Annotated in this window: 19 protein-coding genes; 9 read left to right on the forward strand and 10 right to left on the reverse strand. The window is 75.5% G+C overall.

Annotation, left to right across the window (positions count from 1 at the left end; all coding sequences use genetic code 11):
- Window positions 1-71: 71 nt before the first annotated feature.
- Window positions 72-710, reverse strand: coding sequence for an O-methyltransferase (locus OVA14_RS09000; RefSeq protein ID WP_267503566.1), 639 nt, complete (start codon window positions 708-710; stop codon window positions 72-74).
- Between the two features lie 78 nt (window positions 711-788).
- Between OVA14_RS09000 and OVA14_RS09005 the strand changes: the two genes are divergently transcribed.
- Both OVA14_RS09005 and OVA14_RS09010 read left to right on the forward strand, forming a co-directional pair.
- A complete protein-coding gene (locus OVA14_RS09005) occupies window positions 789-1,166 on the forward strand; it encodes a twin-arginine translocase TatA/TatE family subunit (RefSeq protein WP_267503567.1) in 378 nt (125 codons plus the stop codon).
- A gap of 11 nt (window positions 1,167-1,177) precedes the next feature.
- Window positions 1,178-1,873, forward strand: coding sequence for an HAD family hydrolase (locus OVA14_RS09010; protein ID WP_267503568.1), 696 nt, complete (start codon window positions 1,178-1,180; stop codon window positions 1,871-1,873).
- Between the two features lie 94 nt (window positions 1,874-1,967).
- Here the strand turns inward: OVA14_RS09010 and OVA14_RS09015 are convergent, their stop codons facing one another.
- Genes OVA14_RS09015 through OVA14_RS09025 form a run of 3 tightly spaced genes read right to left on the reverse strand, consistent with a single transcriptional unit; the run spans window position 1,968 to window position 4,763 of the window.
- Window positions 1,968-3,053: an Mrp/NBP35 family ATP-binding protein gene (locus tag OVA14_RS09015; protein ID WP_267503569.1), complete on the reverse strand. Its 1,086-nt coding sequence runs from the start codon at window positions 3,051-3,053 to the stop codon at window positions 1,968-1,970.
- On the reverse strand, window positions 3,050-3,541 hold the full coding sequence (locus tag OVA14_RS09020; protein WP_420710578.1) for a DUF1003 domain-containing protein: 492 nt from the start codon (window positions 3,539-3,541) through the stop codon (window positions 3,050-3,052). Before OVA14_RS09020 ends, OVA14_RS09015 begins: the two co-directional genes overlap by 4 nt.
- Window positions 3,534-4,763 (reverse strand): magnesium transporter MgtE N-terminal domain-containing protein, encoded by a 1,230-nt coding sequence (locus OVA14_RS09025; protein ID WP_267503570.1) that lies wholly within the window; start codon window positions 4,761-4,763, stop codon window positions 3,534-3,536. The genes OVA14_RS09020 and OVA14_RS09025 overlap by 8 nt, the downstream gene beginning before the upstream one ends.
- 84 nt (window positions 4,764-4,847) lie before the next feature.
- On the opposite strand from OVA14_RS09025, the gene OVA14_RS09030 reads away from it, so the two are divergent.
- Entirely contained in the window at window positions 4,848-5,429 is a 582-nt protein-coding gene (locus OVA14_RS09030) for a general stress protein (protein WP_324288062.1), read from the forward strand.
- Here the strand turns inward: OVA14_RS09030 and OVA14_RS09035 are convergent.
- Window positions 5,412-6,293: a LysR family transcriptional regulator ArgP gene (locus tag OVA14_RS09035; protein WP_267503572.1), complete on the reverse strand. Its 882-nt coding sequence runs from the start codon at window positions 6,291-6,293 to the stop codon at window positions 5,412-5,414. The genes OVA14_RS09030 and OVA14_RS09035 overlap by 18 nt on opposite strands.
- 85 nt (window positions 6,294-6,378) lie before the next feature.
- On the opposite strand from OVA14_RS09035, the gene OVA14_RS09040 reads away from it, so the two are divergent.
- Window positions 6,379-7,035: a LysE/ArgO family amino acid transporter gene (locus OVA14_RS09040; protein ID WP_267503573.1), complete on the forward strand. Its 657-nt coding sequence runs from the start codon at window positions 6,379-6,381 to the stop codon at window positions 7,033-7,035.
- A gap of 105 nt (window positions 7,036-7,140) precedes the next feature.
- Here OVA14_RS09040 and OVA14_RS09045 read toward each other — a convergent pair whose 3' ends face one another.
- Entirely contained in the window at window positions 7,141-8,631 is a 1,491-nt protein-coding gene (locus tag OVA14_RS09045; RefSeq protein WP_267503574.1) for an aminopeptidase P family protein, read from the reverse strand.
- 33 nt (window positions 8,632-8,664) lie between these two features.
- Here OVA14_RS09045 and OVA14_RS09050 point away from each other — a divergent pair, with 33 nt between their 5' ends.
- Together OVA14_RS09050 and OVA14_RS09055 are read left to right on the forward strand one after the other, a co-directional pair.
- Window positions 8,665-9,582, forward strand: a complete 918-nt coding sequence (locus tag OVA14_RS09050; RefSeq protein WP_267503575.1) for an alpha/beta fold hydrolase — start codon at window positions 8,665-8,667, stop codon at window positions 9,580-9,582.
- Window positions 9,579-10,364 carry an esterase/lipase family protein gene (locus tag OVA14_RS09055; protein WP_267503576.1) on the forward strand — a complete coding sequence of 262 codons (786 nt, stop codon included), beginning with the start codon at window positions 9,579-9,581 and terminating at the stop codon, window positions 10,362-10,364. The genes OVA14_RS09050 and OVA14_RS09055 overlap by 4 nt, the downstream gene beginning before the upstream one ends.
- Here OVA14_RS09055 and OVA14_RS09060 read toward each other — a convergent pair.
- Entirely contained in the window at window positions 10,274-11,329 is a 1,056-nt protein-coding gene (locus tag OVA14_RS09060) for an endonuclease/exonuclease/phosphatase family protein (protein ID WP_267503577.1), read from the reverse strand. The genes OVA14_RS09055 and OVA14_RS09060 overlap by 91 nt on opposite strands.
- 137 nt (window positions 11,330-11,466) lie before the next feature.
- Between OVA14_RS09060 and OVA14_RS09065 the strand changes: the two genes are divergently transcribed.
- The gene (locus tag OVA14_RS09065) at window positions 11,467-12,354 is read left to right on the forward strand and encodes a PHP domain-containing protein (protein WP_267503578.1); all 888 of its coding nucleotides are present in this window, start codon (window positions 11,467-11,469) and stop codon (window positions 12,352-12,354) included.
- A gap of 227 nt (window positions 12,355-12,581) precedes the next feature.
- Entirely contained in the window at window positions 12,582-12,995 is a 414-nt protein-coding gene (locus OVA14_RS09070) for a hypothetical protein (protein WP_267503579.1), read from the forward strand.
- A 259-nt stretch (window positions 12,996-13,254) separates the two neighbouring features.
- Here the strand turns inward: OVA14_RS09070 and OVA14_RS09075 are convergent, their stop codons facing one another.
- Window positions 13,255-14,721: a DEAD/DEAH box helicase gene (locus tag OVA14_RS09075; RefSeq protein ID WP_267505548.1), complete on the reverse strand. Its 1,467-nt coding sequence runs from the start codon at window positions 14,719-14,721 to the stop codon at window positions 13,255-13,257.
- A 115-nt stretch (window positions 14,722-14,836) separates the two neighbouring features.
- On the opposite strand from OVA14_RS09075, the gene OVA14_RS09080 reads away from it, so the two are divergent.
- Complete coding sequence (locus tag OVA14_RS09080; protein ID WP_267503580.1) at window positions 14,837-15,562, forward strand: ferritin-like fold-containing protein; 726 nt, start codon at window positions 14,837-14,839, stop codon at window positions 15,560-15,562.
- A gap of 44 nt (window positions 15,563-15,606) precedes the next feature.
- Here the strand turns inward: OVA14_RS09080 and OVA14_RS09085 are convergent, their stop codons facing one another.
- Window positions 15,607-15,900, reverse strand: coding sequence for a hypothetical protein (locus tag OVA14_RS09085; RefSeq protein ID WP_267503581.1), 294 nt, complete (start codon window positions 15,898-15,900; stop codon window positions 15,607-15,609).
- Window positions 15,900-16,118: a DUF3107 domain-containing protein gene (locus tag OVA14_RS09090; protein ID WP_267503582.1), complete on the reverse strand. Its 219-nt coding sequence runs from the start codon at window positions 16,116-16,118 to the stop codon at window positions 15,900-15,902. Before OVA14_RS09090 ends, OVA14_RS09085 begins: the two co-directional genes overlap by 1 nt.
- Window positions 16,119-16,811 lie beyond the last annotated feature (693 nt).

Here is a 16,811-nt window from a genome sequence, read left to right on the forward strand (position 1 = left end):
GACGCACCGAGGGGGTCGATCCAGCCGGATCGACCCCCTCGGTCGTGCGCGCGGGCGCCGGGGAGGCTGCGTCAGGCGGGCTCCGGCCGGCGGACGATCTGCAGCAGGCCGTCGCCGACGGGCGAGAGCGCGGCCTGCACGGCGTCGCTCGTGGCGAGCTCGCGCAGGAGCGCGCGGAGGTCGGCGACCGAGTCGTCCCGCTGCGCGGGGTCGGCGACGCGGCCGCCCAGGAGCGCGTGGGCGACGAGCACCGAGCCGCCGACGCGCACGAGCGAGAGCGCGTGCTCGACGTACTCGAGGACGCCCGCCGGGTCGGCGTCGATGAGCACGACGTCGTAGCTCGCCTCGTTCATGCGGGGCAGCACGTCGCGCGCGCGCCCCGTGATGAGGCGGGCGCGGGTCACCGGTATGCCCGCCCTCGCGAACGCGGCGCGCGCGTGCTGCTGGTGGTCGAGCTCGGTGTCGATCGACGTGAGCGTCGCCTGCGGGGCGCCGCGCAGCAGCCACAGGCCGCTGACGCCCGCGCCGGTGCCCACCTCGAGGATGGCGGTGGCCTGCGTGGCCGCGGCGATCGCCGCGAGCTGCGCGCCGACGGCTGGCGCGACGGGCGCGATGCCCAGCTCGTGGGAGGCGTCGCGCGCGCCGGTCAGGACGTCGTCCTCTGCGGCGAGCTCGTCGAGGTACTTGGCGATGAGCGATGATGTCTGCACGGTTCCTCCGGGTCGAGCGTACCCACGACCGTCGGCCGCCCCGCCCGCGGCTCGCCGCGCGGCCGGTACCCTGGAGGGGTGTCCTTCGCCGGCATCACCCTCGACAAGCTCCTGCTCATCGCCGTGCTCGCCGCGCTGCTGCTGGGCCCGGAGCGGCTGCCCGCGCTCGCCGAGCGCCTGGGCCAGCTCGTGCGCTCGCTGCGCGACCTCGCGGGCGGCGCGAAGGACCGCATGCGCGAGGAGATGGGCCCGGAGTTCGACGAGGTCGACTGGAAGCGCCTCGACCCGCGCCAGTACGACCCCCGGCGCATCGTGATGGATGCGCTGCGCGAGCCCGCGGCCGACGCCCCGACGCCCGACTTCGCGACCGTCGCCGCGGGCTCCGCGGTCGCGACGGTCAGCGGCCTCCCGAGGCGCGACACCGGCCCGATGCGCTTCGACGACGAGGCGACCTGACCTCCGCTCGGGTGCTCGGGCGGCCGGCGGCGGTCGGCTTCGACCTCGACGGCACGCTCTTCGATCACCGGGCCTCCGCAGCCGAGGCGGCGAGCGCGTTCCTGCGCTCGCTGGGCGCGAGGCCGGATGGGCGCGCCCTCGACGTCTGGTTCCGGGCGGAGGCCGTGCGCTTCGAGCAGTGGCGGCGCGGCGAGCTCGACTTCGCCGGTCAGCGGCGCGCGCGGCTCCGCGACGTGATGGGCGAGCTCGGGCTCGGGGCGCCGCGCTCGGATGCCGTGGCCGACGCGGCGTTCGCGCGCTACCTCGCCGCCTACCGCGCCGCATGGCGCGCCTTCGACGACGCGCGGGCCGCGCTCGACGGCTTGCGCGCCGAGGGCGTGCGCGTCGGGATCCTCACGAACGGCGTCGAGGCGCAGCAGCGCGACAAGCTGGCGGTGATCGGCCTCCTCGATCGCGTCGACGCGCTGTGCGCCTCCGAGACGATCGGGGTCGCGAAGCCGGACGTGCGAGCGTTCGAGCGCCTGGCCGCCGAGCTCGGCGTGGCACCCGCCTCGATGGCCTTCGTCGGCGACGACCCGGAGAAGGACCTCGCGGGCGCGACGGCCGCGGGGATGCGCGCGGCCCTCGTCGCCCCCGCGCGGGGGAGCACGAGTGCCGGCCTCGCCGATGCGCTCGCCGCCGTCGGGCTCCCGATCGACGCGCCCTGACTGCTCGGCGGGGACCCCTTCGTGCATCGGGGACCCGCAGGAGCAGGTCCCCGATGCGTGACGGGGTCCCCGTTCCCGGCGGCCAGGCCGCGCGCTAGGCGAGGCTGATCGGGAGGCTGCGGCCCGCGATCGAGCGGGAGCCGCGCAGCGTCTCCGCGAGGGCCGCGATCGCGACGGCCGCGGGGTCCGTGGGAGAGGACGCCACGACCGGCTCGCCCGCGTCGCCGCCCTCGCGCAGCGCGACCGAGAGCGGGATGCGCGCGAGCAGCGGCACGCCCAGGCGCCGCGCGGCCTCCGCGCCGCCGCCCGAGCCGAAGAGCTCGAGCACCGAGCCGTCGGGCTGCGCGAGGCCCGCCATGTTCTCGACGACGCCCAGCACCCGCTGGCCTGTCTGGCCCGCGACCTCCGCAGCGCGCTCGGCGACGTCGGCGGCGGCGCGCTGCGGCGTGGTCACGACGAGCACCTCGGCGTGGGGGAGCAGCTGGCCGAGCGAGATCGCGACGTCGCCCGTGCCCGGCGGCATGTCGATGAGCAGCACGTCGAGGTCGCCCCACCAGACGTCGGCGAGGAACTGCTGCAGCGTGCGGTGCAGCATCGGCCCTCGCCACGAGACCGAGCGGTTGCCCTCGACGAACATGCCGATCGAGACGAGCCGCACGCCGTGCGCCTCGGGCGGCATCATCATGTCGCCGACGCGCGTCGGCCGCGCGTCGGTGCCGAGCAGCGCCGGGATCGAGTAGCCGTGCACGTCGGCGTCGATGACGCCCACCGCGAGGCCGCGCGCCGCGAGCGCGACGGCGAGGCCCGCCGTGACGGTCGACTTGCCGACGCCGCCCTTGCCGCTCGCGACGGCGACGATGCGCGTCAGGGTGCCCGGCCCGAACTGCTGCGGGCGCGAGCCCCGCAGCCGCTCGACGAGCGCCTGCCGGGTGGCCGGGTCCATGACGCCGACCTCGACCTCCACGGCGTCGACGCCCTGCACGGCGCCCGCGGCCTGCTCGACGTCGGCCCGGATGCGGTCGGCTGCGGGGCACGCGGCGACGGTCAGCTCGAGCCGGATGCGCGCGACGCCCCTCTCGAGCGTCGCCTCCGGGATCATGTCGAGCTCGACGAGCGGGCGCCGGATCTCCGGGTCGACGACCGTGCCGAGCGCGGCGGCGAGGGCCGGGTCGATGCTCACGCGTCGTCGCGCGCGCGGCGCTCGTCGAGGTCCTCGACGAACGACTTCAGCTCGGCGCGGATGAACTCGCGCGTCGCCATGTCGCGCATCGCCATGCGCAGCGCGACGACCTCGCGCGCGAGGTACTCGGTGTCGTTGAGGTTGCGCTCGGCGCGCAGGCGGTCCTGCTCGATCTGCACGCGGTCGCGGTCGTCCTGGCGGTTCTGCGCCAGCAGCAGCAGCGGCGCGGCGTACGAGGCCTGGAGGCTCAGCACGAGCGTGAGGAGCGGGAAGCCCTGGTCCTGCGGGTCGAACTGCGCCTCGGGCGGGGCGATCGAGTTGTACGTGAGCCAGAACCCGCAGAAGACCGTCATCCCGATGAGGAACGCGGGCGTGCCCATGCCGCGGGCGAAGGCCTCGGTGAAGCGGCCGAAGCGATCCTTCGACTCGGGCAGGCGCAGGCGGCGGCGCGACTTCGGGCGCGCGAAGCCGTCCTCGCGCTCAGCCACGCTTCGCCTCCTCGCGCGAGCGCCAATCGGCCGGCAGCACGTGGTCGAGCACGTCGTCGATCGTGACGATGCCCACGAGGCGGCCCGCGGGGTCGACGACGGGCACCGAGACCAGGTTGTAGGAGGCCATCTGGCGCGTGACCTCGGCGGCGGTGTCGCTGACGAGCACGGGCTCGATCTGCTCGTCGAGCAGGGTGCCGAGGCGCTCGTTGGGCGGGTAGCGCAGCAGCCGCTGGAAGTGCACCATGCCGAGGAAGCGGCCCGTGGGCGCCTCGTAGGGCGGCAGCGTGACGCACACCGCCGCGGCGAGCGCGGGCGCGAACTCGTGCCGGCGCACCATCGCGAGGGCCTCGGCGACGGTCGCGTCGGAGGCGAGGATGATGGGCTCGGTCGTCATGAGGCCGCCCGCGGTGTCGGCGCCGAACGCGAGCAGCATGCGCACGTCCTCCGCCTCGTCGGGGTCCATGAGGGCCAGCAGCGTCTCGCCGCGCTCGGTCGGCAGCTGCGCGATGAGGTCGGCGGCGTCGTCCGGCTCCATCTGATCGAGCACGTCGGCCGCGCGGTCGTCCTCGAGCGAGTCGAGGATCTCGATCTGCCGCTCCTCGCTCATCTCCTCGAGGATGTCGGCGAGGCGCTCGTCGGGGAGGTCCTCGGCGACCTCCATCATGCGCTGCTGCGGCAGGTCGAGGAGGGCCGAGGCGGCGTCGGCCGCCGCGAGCTCGTCGAGCGAGGCGAGCAGGTGCTCGGTGCCCTGCTCGGAGCCCGGCTCGTGCTGCACGTCGCCCCAGTGCGCGAGCGTCGTGGGGCCCTTGCCGAACGGGCCGGTCTTGGGCTTGCGGAGGAAGAGCTCGTCGACCTCCCACTCGCCCGGGCCGCGCTCCGAGATCGAGAGGTCCTCGAGGTTCGCGCTCGTGCCGTCGCGGAGCGTGACGGTGCTGCCGAGCACCTCGGCGAGCAGCAGGCGCTCGCCGCCGCGCTGGCGGAACCGGCGCTCGCTCACGGCGGAGGCGATGAGCTGCCCGCCGCCGATCGCGGCCACGCGGCCGATCGAGAGGAAGACGCGGCCGGCGCCGCGCGCCTCGACCACGAGCCCGACCACGCGCGGCGACGCGTCCGCGCGCGGCACCGTGACGACGTCGCGCACCTTGCCCACGCGCTCGCCCGCAGGGTCGAACACCCCGACGCCCGCGAGGCGCGCGACGAAGACCGTGGCTGCGCTCATGCTTCCAACCTACCGCCGACCCCCACGCCGAGAGCGAACCCGCGCCCCGCGCCCGCGCCCGCGTGGGACGATGGGCGCGTGAGCATGTTCCAGCAGGCAGGGCGCGGCGACCAGACGATGCCGCGGGGCGTCGTCGTGGCCTCCTACGACTCGTACGAGCAGGCGCAGGCGGCCGTCGCCAAGGTCTCGAAGTCCGACGCGGACATCGCGGGCCTCGCGATCGTGGGCAACGACCTCAAGCTCGTCGAGCGCGTCGTCGGCCGCCTCACGTGGGGCAAGGTCGCGCTCGCGGGCGCGATGCGCGGCCTCGGCTTCGGCGCGTTCATCGGCCTCGTCTACATGCTGCTCGTGCCCGAGGCGATCGCCTCGATCCTGCTCTTCCCGCTCCTCGGCCTCGCCTTCGGCATCCTGCTGGGCGTCGTCACGCACTCGATGACGCGCCGCAAGCGCGACTTCGCGTCGGTGCAGCAGGTGCTCGCGAGCCGCTACGACGTCGTCGCGCCGAACGAGATCGCGGGCCGCGCGATGCACGTCATCGGTCAGCGCGGCCAGAGCTCCGCCGACGCCGCCGCGGTGCCGATGGCCGAGCAGCTGCCCGGGCCCGGCGCGCACGGCGGCGAGCCGACGCCGAGCGCTCCCGGGCCCGCCTCAGACGACCGCCGCTGACGTGCGCGCGGCGCGCTCGACCGCGCCGGTGACGAGGTCGAGCAGCGGCGACGCGAGGTTCCACCGCTGCCACCACAGCGGCACCTCGACGGCCTCGTCGGCCAGCAGCACGAGCGAGCCGTCGGCCAGCCCGGCCTCGTACTGGCCGGGCAGCAGCATGCCCCAGCCGAGGCCGATGCGGATCGCCTCGGCGTACTCGGCGGAGGCGGAGATGATGTGCCTCGGCGCGTCCGCGCGGGCGCCGTGGCGCCGCGCGAGCTGCGTCTGCAGCGAGTCGTGGGCGTCGAAGTCGACGATGGGGGCGCGCTCGAGCGCAGCACGGCCGAGGCCCTCGGCGAACCAGCGGGCGGCGAAGCCGCGCGCGGCGATCGGCACGTAGCGCATCCGCCCGAGCGGCGATGCGACGCACCCGGAGACGGGTTCGCGCTGCGCCGTGACCGCGCCCATGACCGTGCCGGCCTCCAGGAGCTGCGCCGTGCGCTCCTGGTCCTCGCGGTGCACGTCGAAGACCACGTCGCGCTGCGCGGCGACGTCGGCGAGCGCGGGCAGGAACCAGGTGATGAGCGAGTCGGCGTTCACGGCGAGGGGGATGCGCGGCACCGCGTCCTCGTCGCCGAGCGCCGTGCGGGCGTCGTGCTCGAGGAGCGCGAGCTGCCGCGCGAGGCGCACGAGGGCCTCGCCGGCCGCCGTGAGCCGCACGGGCTTCGTGCGCTGCAGCACCACGCGGCCGACGCGCTGCTCGATCGCGCGGAGCCGCTGGCTCACGGCGCTCGGGGTGATGCCGAGCCGCGTCGCCGCCGTGTCGAGCGTGCCGGCGTCGACGATCGCGGCGAGGGTGCGCAGGTGGTCGAGGGGGAGCTCCACGCGCTCATCGTAGATGAAGCGATGCTTACGATCCTGCAGATTCCTTCGCTGGACTGCATCGAGCCTCGCGCCTAGCGTCGGAGCCATGGACCCGTCGATCGTCGCGCTGCTCTCCGGCCTCGGGCTCTGCCTGGGGCTCATCGTGTCGATCGGCGCGCAGAACGCGGTGGTGCTGCGGCAGGGCCTGCGCCGCGAGCACGTCGGGCTCGTCGTGCTCGTGTGCGTCGTGAGCGATGCCGCGCTGCAGGCGATCGGCGTCGCCGGCGTCGCCACGCTCGTCACCTCGCAGCCGTGGCTCGAGACGCTCGCGCGCTGGGCGGGCGCGCTCTTCATCCTCGGCTACGCGTTCCTCAGCGCCCGGCGCGCGTGGCGCGGCGGCGGCTCGCTCGAGGCCGCGGCGGACGACGCGACCGTCGCCACCGGCCCCGGGGGCGCGGTGGCGGTGCGCGCCCGCCGCTCGCGCCTCGTGACGCTCGGCACGATCCTCGCCGTCACGTGGCTCAACCCGCACGCGATCGTCGAGACCACGGTCGTGCTCGGCTCCGTCGCCGCCACGCACGGCCCCGAGCGCTGGTGGTTCCTCGCGGGCGGGATCGCGGGCAGCACGATCTGGTTCATCGCCTTCGGCTACGGCGCGCGCCTCCTCGGCCCGCTGCTGCGCACGGAGCGCGCCTGGCGCATCCTCGACGGCTCGATCGCCGCGATGATGCTCGTGATCGCGATCACGCTCGTCGCGGGCTGACACCGAACCTGATCGCGACAGGTACCGCTGCGCCCGAGCGGTGCACGTCGACACGCACCTCTCGGGCGCAGCCGTACCTCTCGCGCGGCGGGACGGCTCGCCGTCTCAGCGGGCGCGCACCTCGGCGATCCACGCCTCGACCTCGTCGGCGGTGCGGGGGATGCCGCCCGAGAGGTTGCGGGCGCCGTCTGCCGTGACGACGATGTCGTCCTCGATGCGCACGCCGATGCCGCGCAGCTCCTCGGGCACCGTGAGGTCGTCGGCCTGGAAGTAGAGGCCGGGCTCGATGGTGAAGACCATCCCCTCGCGCACGACGCCGTCGTGGTAGAACTCGCGGCGCGCCTGGGCGCAGTCGTGCACGTCGAGGCCCAGGTGGTGGCTCGTGCCGTGCACCATCCAGCGGCGGTGCAGCTGCTGGTCGGGCTCGAGGCTCTGCTCCGCCGAGATCGGCAGGATGCCCCACTCGGCGGTCCTGCGCGCGATGACCTCCATCGCGGCCGCGTGCACCTCCTTGAAGACGATGCCGGGGCGCACGATCGCGAACGCGGCGTCGGCGGCCTCGCGGACGGCCTCGTAGACCTTCCGCTGCACCTCGGTGAAGGTGCCCGAGATGGGGAGGGTGCGCGTGATGTCGGCGGTGTAGAGGCTGTCGACCTCGACGCCCGCGTCGAGCAGGATGAGGTCGCCCTCGCGCACCTGCCCGTCGTTGCGGGTCCAGTGCAGGTAGCACGCGTGGTGGCCGGAGGCCGCGATGGTGTCGTAGCCGACCGCGTTGCCGTCGAGGCGGGCGCGGCGGTGGAACGCGCCCTCGACCACGCGCTCGCCCCGCTCGTGCGCGGTCGCGGCGGGGAGGTCGGCGATGACGTCGTCGAAGCCGCGCGCGGTCGCGTCGACCGCGGCCTGCACCTCGGCGACCTCCCACGCGTCCTTCACGAGCCGCAGCTCCGAGAGGTCGCGCGCGAGCACGTCGCCGTCGGGGTTCGCGGCGGGCAGCAGCGCCTCGACGCCGAGGTCGGCGCCCGTGACGACGAGCGCCTCGCCGCCGTCCGCGAGCACGTCGTCGAGCGCGTCGAGGTCGCGGGCCGCGAGGCCCAGGTCGGCGGCGACGTGGTCGAGCGAGGGGCGCGGGCCCACCCAGAACTCGCCGATCGCCGCGTTCGCGTAGAACTCCGTCGTGCCGCGCCCGGCCGGCCCGCGGAAGTAGAGCACCGCCTCGTGCCCCTCGCCGCCGTCGGCCGCGGGCTCGAGCACGAGCACGCTGTCGGGCTCGGCGTCCGAGCCCCACCCGGTGAGGTAGGTGAAGTCGGGGTGCGGACGGAACGGGTAGTCGGTGTCGTTCGAGCGCACCTTCAGCCCGCCCGCGGGCACGACGAGCCGCACGCCGGGGTGCAGCGCCGAGATCGCGGCGCGGTGCGCGGCGGCGGCCGCGGCCGCCGGCCGGGCCGCGGGGAGCGGCTCGTCGCGCTCCGCCCAGCCCGACTGGATGTGCTCCGTGAACGCCGACGAGGTCGGCGTCGTCGAGCGGTTCGTGGTCGAGGGCTCGGCGCCCTCGGCCGTCGCTGCTGCGGTCTCCTGCGTCATCGCTCCGTCGCTCATGGAGCCATCATCCCACCGTCGTACGCTGGCGGGATGCAGACGCCGAGCCCCGCGGGCATCGCCGAGTGGCGGGAGGCCGCGGACGGCGAGGAGGAGGCGGTCGCGGCCCGCCACGTCGAGGGCGAGCACGTGGTGGTCGTGCGCCGCTGGCGCCGCGAGGGCGCGCCCGTCGTGGTGCTCGTGCACGGGATCGGCATGGGGCAGCAGTACTTCGGCCTCCTGCGCGACGCGCTCGCCCAGGAGCTCGACGTCGTCGCGCTCGACCTGCCCGGGTTCGGCTCCTCGCCCGAGCCCCAGGTGGTGCTGCCCATGCCGCAGCTCGCCGACCTCGTCGCGGCGGCGCTGCGCGCGCACGCGCCGACGCCCGTCGTCGCGCTCGGCCACTCGATGGGCACGCAGGTGGTGGCAGAGCTCGCCGTGCGCCATCCGGACCTCGTCGCGCGCGCCGTGCTCATCGCGCCCACGGTCAACCCGCGCGAGCGCAACGGCTGGGTGCAGGCGCTGCGGCTCGTGCAGGACCTCGCGAACGACCCGCCGATCGTCGCGCTGGTCGGCGCGCACATGTACGCGCAGGCCGGGCCGCGCTGGTTCCTGCGGAAGCTCGCGTCGATGCTCGACCACGACATCCGGCCGCTGCTGCCGCGCATCGCGCAGCCGAGCCTCGTCGTGGTGGGGGAGGAGGATCGCGTCTCGCCGCCCGCGTGGGCCGCACAGGTGCGCGCGATGCTCCCGCGCGGCGAGCTGCGGATCGCGCGCGGCAAGGGCCACGAGGCGATGGTGACGGGCGCGGAGCCCGTCGCGCGCATGGTGCAGGAGTTCGCGCTCGCGATCGGCGAGCGGGAGGCGGCGGATCCTGCCGACGCGGCTCCCGCCGCGGCCGATGCTGCCGCGGCTGAGGCTCCTGCGGGCGCCGCGGCCGGGGCGCCGACCGCTGCGAAGGCGGCCCCGTGACCATCGAGCCCGGCGAGGTGCTCGTGTGGGGCCGCGACTACGCGTTCGCCGCCCGCATGCACCTGCGCTCGACGCTCGACGCGCGATCGCCCGCGGTCGTGGGGCTGCCGGGCGCGCGCGTGCAGATCGTGCTCGTGCAGGGCGTCGTGGAGCGCTGGCACTTCATGGAGCCGCTCGCGCGGCGCCTCGTGCGCGCGGGCCACGGCGTGCGCCTCGTACCGGAGCTCGGCCGCAACCTCGCGCCGATCGTCGAGGCGGCGGAGGTCGTCGACCGCGTCGTCGACGGCGTCGCCGCCGCGCATCCCGAGGCGAGGATCGTGCTCGTGGGGCACTCGAAGGGCGGCCTCATCGGCAAGCGTGTGCTCGTGCAGCGGGCGCTCCGGCCGGACGCCGCGCAGCCGGCGGGGCTCGTGGCGCTCGCGACCCCGTTCGCGGGCTCGACGCGCGCCCGCCTGCTCCGCGGCAGCTACATCCGCGAGTTCGACCCCTCGAGCGAGATCCTCGCGGCGCTCGCGGCGGAGCGTGCGGCCGACGCCCGCGTCCGGCTCGTGCTGCCGCGCATCGACCCCCACATCCCCGGCAACGCGCTGCCGGAGGGGATGACGGGCGTGCGTCTGCGCTCGAGCGGCCACTTCCGGCCGCTCGCGACGCGGGAGGCGGCCGACGCCGTGCTCGCCGCGATCGCCGAGGCTCACCGCCGAGCCGGCGCCTGCGCCCTAGCCCGCGTGGCGCCCGCGTCCGGCTCGCCGGCGCGTCGCAGCTGCACGACCACCGGGCGGTGATCGGTGCCGACGTCGTCGAGGCCCGTGAGCACGCGCGCCGCGACCGGCTCCCAGTCGGGGGTCGCGAGCACGTGGTCGATCTGCGCGCCGAGCCACGGCGGCGCCCACGTGGGCCACGTGCCCACGGCACCGGCGCCCACCTGGCTCGCGGTGTCGCGGCAGGCGCCGAGGTCGCCGCCGTCGGCGCCGAGCGAGGCCCAGTGGTCGAGCGTGGAGTTGAAGTCGCCGCCCATGATGACCGACTCGCCCGCGCCGCACAGGCTCGCGACGAACTCCAGGTCGGCGCGCCAGTTGCGCATCTGCTGCGGCACGGGCGCCACCGGGTGCGCCGAGACGAGCACGGGGCCCTCGCCGTCGTCGGGCCGCGCGACGACGGTCGGCAGGGTGCGGGTGCCGCCGACCTCGAGGTCGGTCGTGTAGGTGCCGAGCTCCGCCGAGATCAGCAGCGTGGTGTTGAGGGCCCCGTAGGAGGGGGAGTAGTCGGTGGTGTGCACCCAGAAGGGCGTGCCTGCCGCCCGCAGCCGCTCGGCGACGCCGACGCCGAGCGGCAGCGTGGTCTCCGGCAGCATCACGACGTCGGCGCCCGTCTCGTCGATGACGCGCGCGATCTCCTCGGCGCCCGGCTCGTCCCCGAGCGTGTTCCACGAGAGCACCACGAGGTCCTCGGAGGCGTCGATCCGCTGGCTGTCGTCGAGCCCGCGGGCGGCGTGGATGCCGAACGAGACGAGCGAGAAGGCGACGAGCATCGACACGACGCCGAGCACGAAGGGCCGGATGCGTCGCCAGCCGACCAGCGTGAGCAGCAGCACGGCGAGCACGAGGGCGATCCCCACGACGCCCACCCGCATCGAGACCACCTGCGCCACGATCGGCGCCTGCTCGAGCCCGAAGGCCTGCGGCCAGGCGGCCACGACGAGGCAGCCGCCGATGACGAGGGCGAGCAGCCAGCCGAGGATCGCGAGCACGGTGCCGAGGGTAGGCGAGCGGGCCATGACGGCCCTGAGCGCGAGGGCGGTGCGGCCCTCCGGCGCGCGTGGCGTCGCCGCGGCCTCCGGAGCGGCGATCGGGGCAGGTGCGGATGCGGCGCGCGTAGGCTGGCGGGATGGACGAGGCGATGCGCCGGCTGCTGGGGCTCGGCCCCATCGACCTCCACGCGCACTCGCGCGAGTCGGACGGCACCGAGTCGCCCGGTGACGTCGTCCGCTCGGCCGCCGCGGCGGGGCTCGGCGTCGTCGCGCTCACCGACCACGACACGGTCTCCGGCTGGGCGGAGGCGACGGAGGCGGCCCTCGAGGTCGGCGTCGGCCTCATCCCCGGCGTCGAGTTCTCGTCGCAGATCGGCGAGGCGAGCGTGCACGTGCTCGGCTACCTGCTCGATCCGGAGTCGGCCGCGTTCCGGGGCGAGCGCGAGCGGATCCGGCTCGAGCGCGTCGAGCGGGCCGAGCGCATGGTGCGCGCGATCGGCCGCGACTACCCGCTCACGTGGGGCCACGTCGAGGAGCACGCGGCGCCCGGCGCCACGATCGGCCGTCCGCACATCGCCGACGCGCTCGTGACGCTCGGCATCGTGCCCGACCGCTCCTCGGCCTTCGACGGCATCCTGCACTGGCGCGGCGGCTACTACCAGCCGCACCGGGCACCTGCGCCGGAGGACGCGATCCGCATCATCGCCGAGGCCGGCGGCGTCTCGGTGCTCGCGCATCCGGGATCGCGCGGCAGCGCCGTCATGCGGCTGGGGCGGCTGCCGGACCTCGCGGCCGCGGGCCTCGACGGCGTGGAGGTCGAGCACCGCGACAACGCGCCGGCCTCGCGCCGGCAGCTGCTCGCCGACGCCGAGCGGCTGGGCCTGCTCGTCACGGGCTCGAGCGACTACCACGGCGCCGGCAAGCCCAACCGGCTGGGGGAGCACACCACCTCTCCCGAGGTGCTGGCCGAGATCCTGCGCCGCGCCACGGGCCACCCGCCCGTGGTCCCCGGCCCCGCGGCCTGATCGCCATGCATCCGTCGGCGCGATCGCTCACGGAGCGCACTGCGCCGTTGGTGCTCGCGGGAGCCCACGATCGCGATGTGGCGCCGGCCGTCGGTGGCCGATGGGGCCTGACGGTGCGCGCGAGGCTGCCGGAGGCGGTAGCCGCGGTCGTCGATGGGCTCGCGCGATCGATCGCACCGATGCTCGGACCCGGGCACTGGCACACCGGGTCGCGGGGGAGCGGCCACGTGACGCTGCGCACGCTCGACGGCTGGCGGGCCCGGGATACGCCCGAGGTCGTCGCGCTCGGCCGCTCGCTGCTCGACGAGGCGTCCGCGCTGTCGACGGAGCTGCCTGCCGTGCGCGTGCTGGGGCCGGCGGTGAGCGCGGGCGGCGTGCTCGTGCTGCTCGAGCCGGCAGATCCCGGCTGGGAGGCGCTGTCGGCGGCGCTCGGCATCGACGCGGTGGGCGGCGCTGCGCGGCCGACGCTGCATGCGACGGCCGTGCACTTCGCCGCGCCGATCGCGCATCCCGCTGTGCTGCTAGAGCACATCGGGGCCCTGGATCTCCCGCCCGTCGAGGGGCAGCTGCCGGCACTCGAGCTGGTGCGCTACGACCACGAGTCAGCCCTGCCCGGCATGCGTGCCAGGCGGATCGCCTGACGGCGCCGCTGCCCACGGGCCCGGCCACGCCGCCTGAGGGGTGCCCTCCCGCATCGAGTGGCCAGTTCCGCCCTCGAATGGCCAGGAACGGTCGACAGCGGGTGAGGAATCCAGCCGTTCGTGGTCACTCGCCGGCGTTCGTGGCCGCTGTCGCCGGAAGTGGCCACTCGATCGTGCCGGCAGCGACGAGGGGCGGATACCCGGGAGACCACGGACGGCCGCCCCGCGCGATGCGGGACGGCCGTCGAGGTGGTGCTGCCTAGGCCTGGGGCGCGGCTGCCGCGCCGGCGCCCGAGCCGCCGCCGGAGCGGCGACGACGGCGGCGACGGCGCGCGGGGGCCGCGTTGCCGTCGTGGTGCTCCGCGCCTCCGCCGTCGTGCGTGCCGGTGCCGGGCTCGCGGGCCTCGCCCGCGTCACCCTCGCGGGGGGCGCGCTCCGACGAGCCCGAGCCGGACTCCGAGCGGCCTCGACCGCCTCGGCGCCGCTGGCCGTCGCGGCCCTCGCCCCGGCCGCCGCGCGACCGCTCGCCGTCGCGCGGGGCCACGCCCTCGCGCTTGGCCTCCTTGTTGGGCGGCGTCGCCGTGAGGCGGCCCTTCACGCCCTGCGGGATGTTGAGGTCGGCGTAGAGGTGCGGGCTCGACGAGTAGGTCTCCACCGGCTCCGGGCGCCCGAACTCGAGCGCGCGGTCGATGAGCGACCACTTGTGGAGGTCCTCCCAGTCGACGAAGGTCACGGCGATGCCGGTGCGGCCGGCGCGGCCCGTGCGGCCCACGCGGTGCAGGTAGGCCTTCTCGTCCTCGGGGATCGTGTGGTTGATGACGTGCGTCACGTCATCGACGTCGATGCCTCGGGCGGCGACGTCGGTGGCGATGAGGACGTCCTTCTTGCCGGCCTTGAACGAGGCCATCGCGCGCTCGCGCGCCTCCTGGCTCATGTCGCCGTGCACGGCCGCCGCCTGGAAGCCGCGGTCGACGAGCTCCTCGCACAGGCGCGAGGCGGCGCGCTTCGTGCGGGTGAAGATCACGGTCTTGCCGCGGCCCTCGGCCTGCAGGATGCGCGAGACCACCTCGTCCTTGTCGAGCGCGTGCGCCCGGTAGACGACGTGCTGGATGTTCGCCTGCGCGACGGTCTCGTCGACGTCGGTCGCGCGGATGTGCAGCGGCCGCGACATGAAGCGGCGCGCGAGCGCGACGACCTGGCCCGGCATCGTGGCCGAGAACAGCATCGTGTGGCGCGTCGCGGGCGTCTTCGAGAAGAGCCGCTCGACGTCGGGCAGGAAGCCGAGGTCGAGCATCTTGTCGGCCTCGTCGAGCACCATCTCGGTCACCTGCGAGAGGTCGAGGATGCGCTGCTGCGAGAGGTCGAGGAGGCGGCCGGGCGTGCCGACGACGATCTGGGCGCCGGCCTTGATCTGGTCGATCTGGCCCTCGTAGGCCTTGCCGCCGTAGATGGGGACGACCGTCGTCGGACGGTTGGAGGTGATGAGCTCCATGTCCTCGGTCACCTGCACGGCGAGCTCGCGCGTGGGGACGACGATGAGGGCCTTGACGCCGGGTGCCGGGTCGGGGCCGAGGCGCTGCGCGAGCGGCAGGCCGAACGCGAAGGTCTTGCCGGTGCCGGTCTTCGCCTGGCCGATGATGTCCTGGCCGGACAGGCCGAGCGGGATCGTCTGCTGCTGGATGGGGAAAGGCTCGACGATGCCGCGGTCGGCGAGGGCCTGGACCATGTCGTCGTCGATGGAGAGGTCTTGGAAGGTCAAAGGGTCCACCTGATTCGTTTGCTCCGGCCATGGTACCGGCGGGATGCGGAGCGCGGCTCCGGCCAGCCCTAGACTGCCGTGCGTGGTGAAGTGGTTCGACCGGACGCCGCGCGACGTGACGCGCCAGCTGCTGCGGCAGCACCGAGTGCCCGTCGTGGGCGATCGCGTGCTCCTCACCGACCTGCGCCCGCAGACGCTGCCCTTCGTGGGCCAGGCGCTCGCGCTCGAGCTCGAGCTCGTCGCGCAGGCGGGCCGCGCGCTCGACGCCGCGCCCGACCTCGAGGCGCGCGTCGCGCTCGCCGAGGTCGTGCGCATCCACTCGAGCCGCGCGGGCGAGCTCGCGCGCATCCTCGAGCGCGACGGCTCGAGCGCGGCGGAGGCCGTCGCGCCCTTCGTGGACGCCGCCCGCTCGCTCGCGCGCACGAGCGACGGCGCCGACTGGTACGAGCAGCTGCTCGCGGTCCACGTGACGAGCGGCCTGCTCGCCGACTTCTTCGTCGCCGCGTCCGGCGGGCTCCCCGAGGAGGATCGCGACGCGATGCTCCGCGCGCTCCGCGGCGAGAGCGCCCACCAGCAGCTCGTGGCGCTCCTGCGCCGCGCGATCGACCAGACGCCGCGCCTCTCGGACCGCCTGGCGGTGTGGGGCAGGCGGCTCGTGGGCGATGCGCTGCTGCAGATGTACCTGGCCGTCAACGGGCCGGACGACTCGGGTCGCGCCGTGCCGAGCCAGCCGCGCCTCGAGCCCGCGTTCAACGACATCGTCGCCTCGCACACGCGGCGCATGGACGAGCTGGGCCTCACGGCCTGAGGCCCTCGCGGGCGGGTCGCGCCCCGGCGCTCGGGCCTCGGAGCTCAGGCCGTGGCGGTGAGGCGCGCGAGCTCGGCGGCGTCGGAGCGACGGCGCCGCTCGGGGAGGACGCGCGGGATCGCGACGGCGACGAGGGTCGCCGCGAGCAGGCTGCCGATCCACAGCCAGCCGCTGTCGATGCCGAGGCCGGCGAGCGACAGGATCGTCCAGACGATGCCGGCGGCCGCGGCGGCGGCGGTGGGGTTGAGGAAGAGGCCCACCCACTCGCGGCCAGGCAGCAGGTAGCGCGCGACCAGGCCGATCGCGGCGCCCAGCACCATCGCGACGAGGATGACCATCAGGCCACGAAGCCGATCTTGCGCGTCGTCTCGCTGCCGATCTCGACGTAGGCGATCTGCGGGCTCGGCACGAGGTAGCGGCGGCCCTTGGCGTCGTCGAGCGCGAGGTGGCCGGCGCCGAGCGCGGCGAGCACCGCGGCCTCGACCTCCTCGGCGGTCTGCGCCGAGTCGAACGCGATCTCGCGGGCCGAGTCCTTGATGCCGATGCGGATGTCCATGCTCCCGAGCATAGGCGCTGGCGGGTGGCGTGGAGGCCCGCGCGCAGAGCGCTTCGCCCAGGGCGGAACGGTGCGGTCGCGCGGCCCCGGCCGCGCCGGCGGCGCGGTGTCGGCGGCCGCCGTTAGCGTGGCCCCGTGCCCGCTCCCGACACCGCCGCCGCGCCCGCAGCCGACCGCCTCGCGAGGCCCGTCGAGCTCGATGCGACGCAGCGCGCCGTCGTCGCGCTGCCCGAGGGGGCGAGCGCGGTCGTGCTCGGCGTCGCGGGCTCCGGCAAGACCACGACGCTCGTCGAGGCTCGTCGCCGCGCGGCTGGCCGCGGGCCTCGAGCCCGCGCGCCTGCTGGTCGTCGCGGGCTCCCGCCAGGCGGCGACGGCGCTGCGCGATCGGCTCGCCGCCCGCACCGGGATCGTGACGCCCGGGCCGCTCGCGCGCTCGCTGCCCTCGTTCGCGCACGCGGTGCTCACCCAGGAGGCGATGGCGGCGGGGCGCGGCGCGCCGCAGCTGCTCTCGGGCGCCGAGCAGGACCGCATCATCGCCGCCATGCTCGCCGGCCACGCCGACGACGCGGCCGCCGGCACCCCGTCGGGGCCCGCCTGGCCGGAGCACCTGCACGCCGAGGTGCGCGAGGCTCGCGGGCTTCCGCGCCGAGCTGCGCGAGCCTGCTCGCCGCGGTGCAGGAGCGGGGCCTCGGG

Source organism: Agrococcus sp. SL85 (assembly GCF_026625845.1).
GTDB lineage: Bacteria > Actinomycetota > Actinomycetes > Actinomycetales > Microbacteriaceae > Agrococcus.

Bases quoted from the DNA above. Each gene is read 5' to 3' on its own strand.
- OVA14_RS09025 (WP_267503570.1), bottom strand. From the start codon at position 4,763: ATGAGCGCAGCCACGGTCTTCGTCGCGCGCCTCGCGGGCGTCGGGGTG.
- OVA14_RS09030 (WP_324288062.1), top strand. From the start codon at position 4,848: ATGTTCCAGCAGGCAGGGCGCGGCGACCAGACGATGCCGCGGGGCGTC.
- OVA14_RS09040 (WP_267503573.1), top strand. From the start codon at position 6,379: ATGGACCCGTCGATCGTCGCGCTGCTCTCCGGCCTCGGGCTCTGCCTG.
- OVA14_RS09045 (WP_267503574.1), bottom strand. From the start codon at position 8,631: ATGAGCGACGGAGCGATGACGCAGGAGACCGCAGCAGCGACGGCCGAG.
- OVA14_RS09050 (WP_267503575.1), top strand. From the start codon at position 8,665: ATGCAGACGCCGAGCCCCGCGGGCATCGCCGAGTGGCGGGAGGCCGCG.
- OVA14_RS09065 (WP_267503578.1), top strand. From the start codon at position 11,467: ATGGACGAGGCGATGCGCCGGCTGCTGGGGCTCGGCCCCATCGACCTC.
- OVA14_RS09075 (WP_267505548.1), bottom strand. From the start codon at position 14,721: ATGGTCCAGGCCCTCGCCGACCGCGGCATCGTCGAGCCTTTCCCCATC.
- OVA14_RS09085 (WP_267503581.1), bottom strand. From the start codon at position 15,900: ATGGTCATCCTCGTCGCGATGGTGCTGGGCGCCGCGATCGGCCTGGTC.
- OVA14_RS09090 (WP_267503582.1), bottom strand. From the start codon at position 16,118: ATGGACATCCGCATCGGCATCAAGGACTCGGCCCGCGAGATCGCGTTC.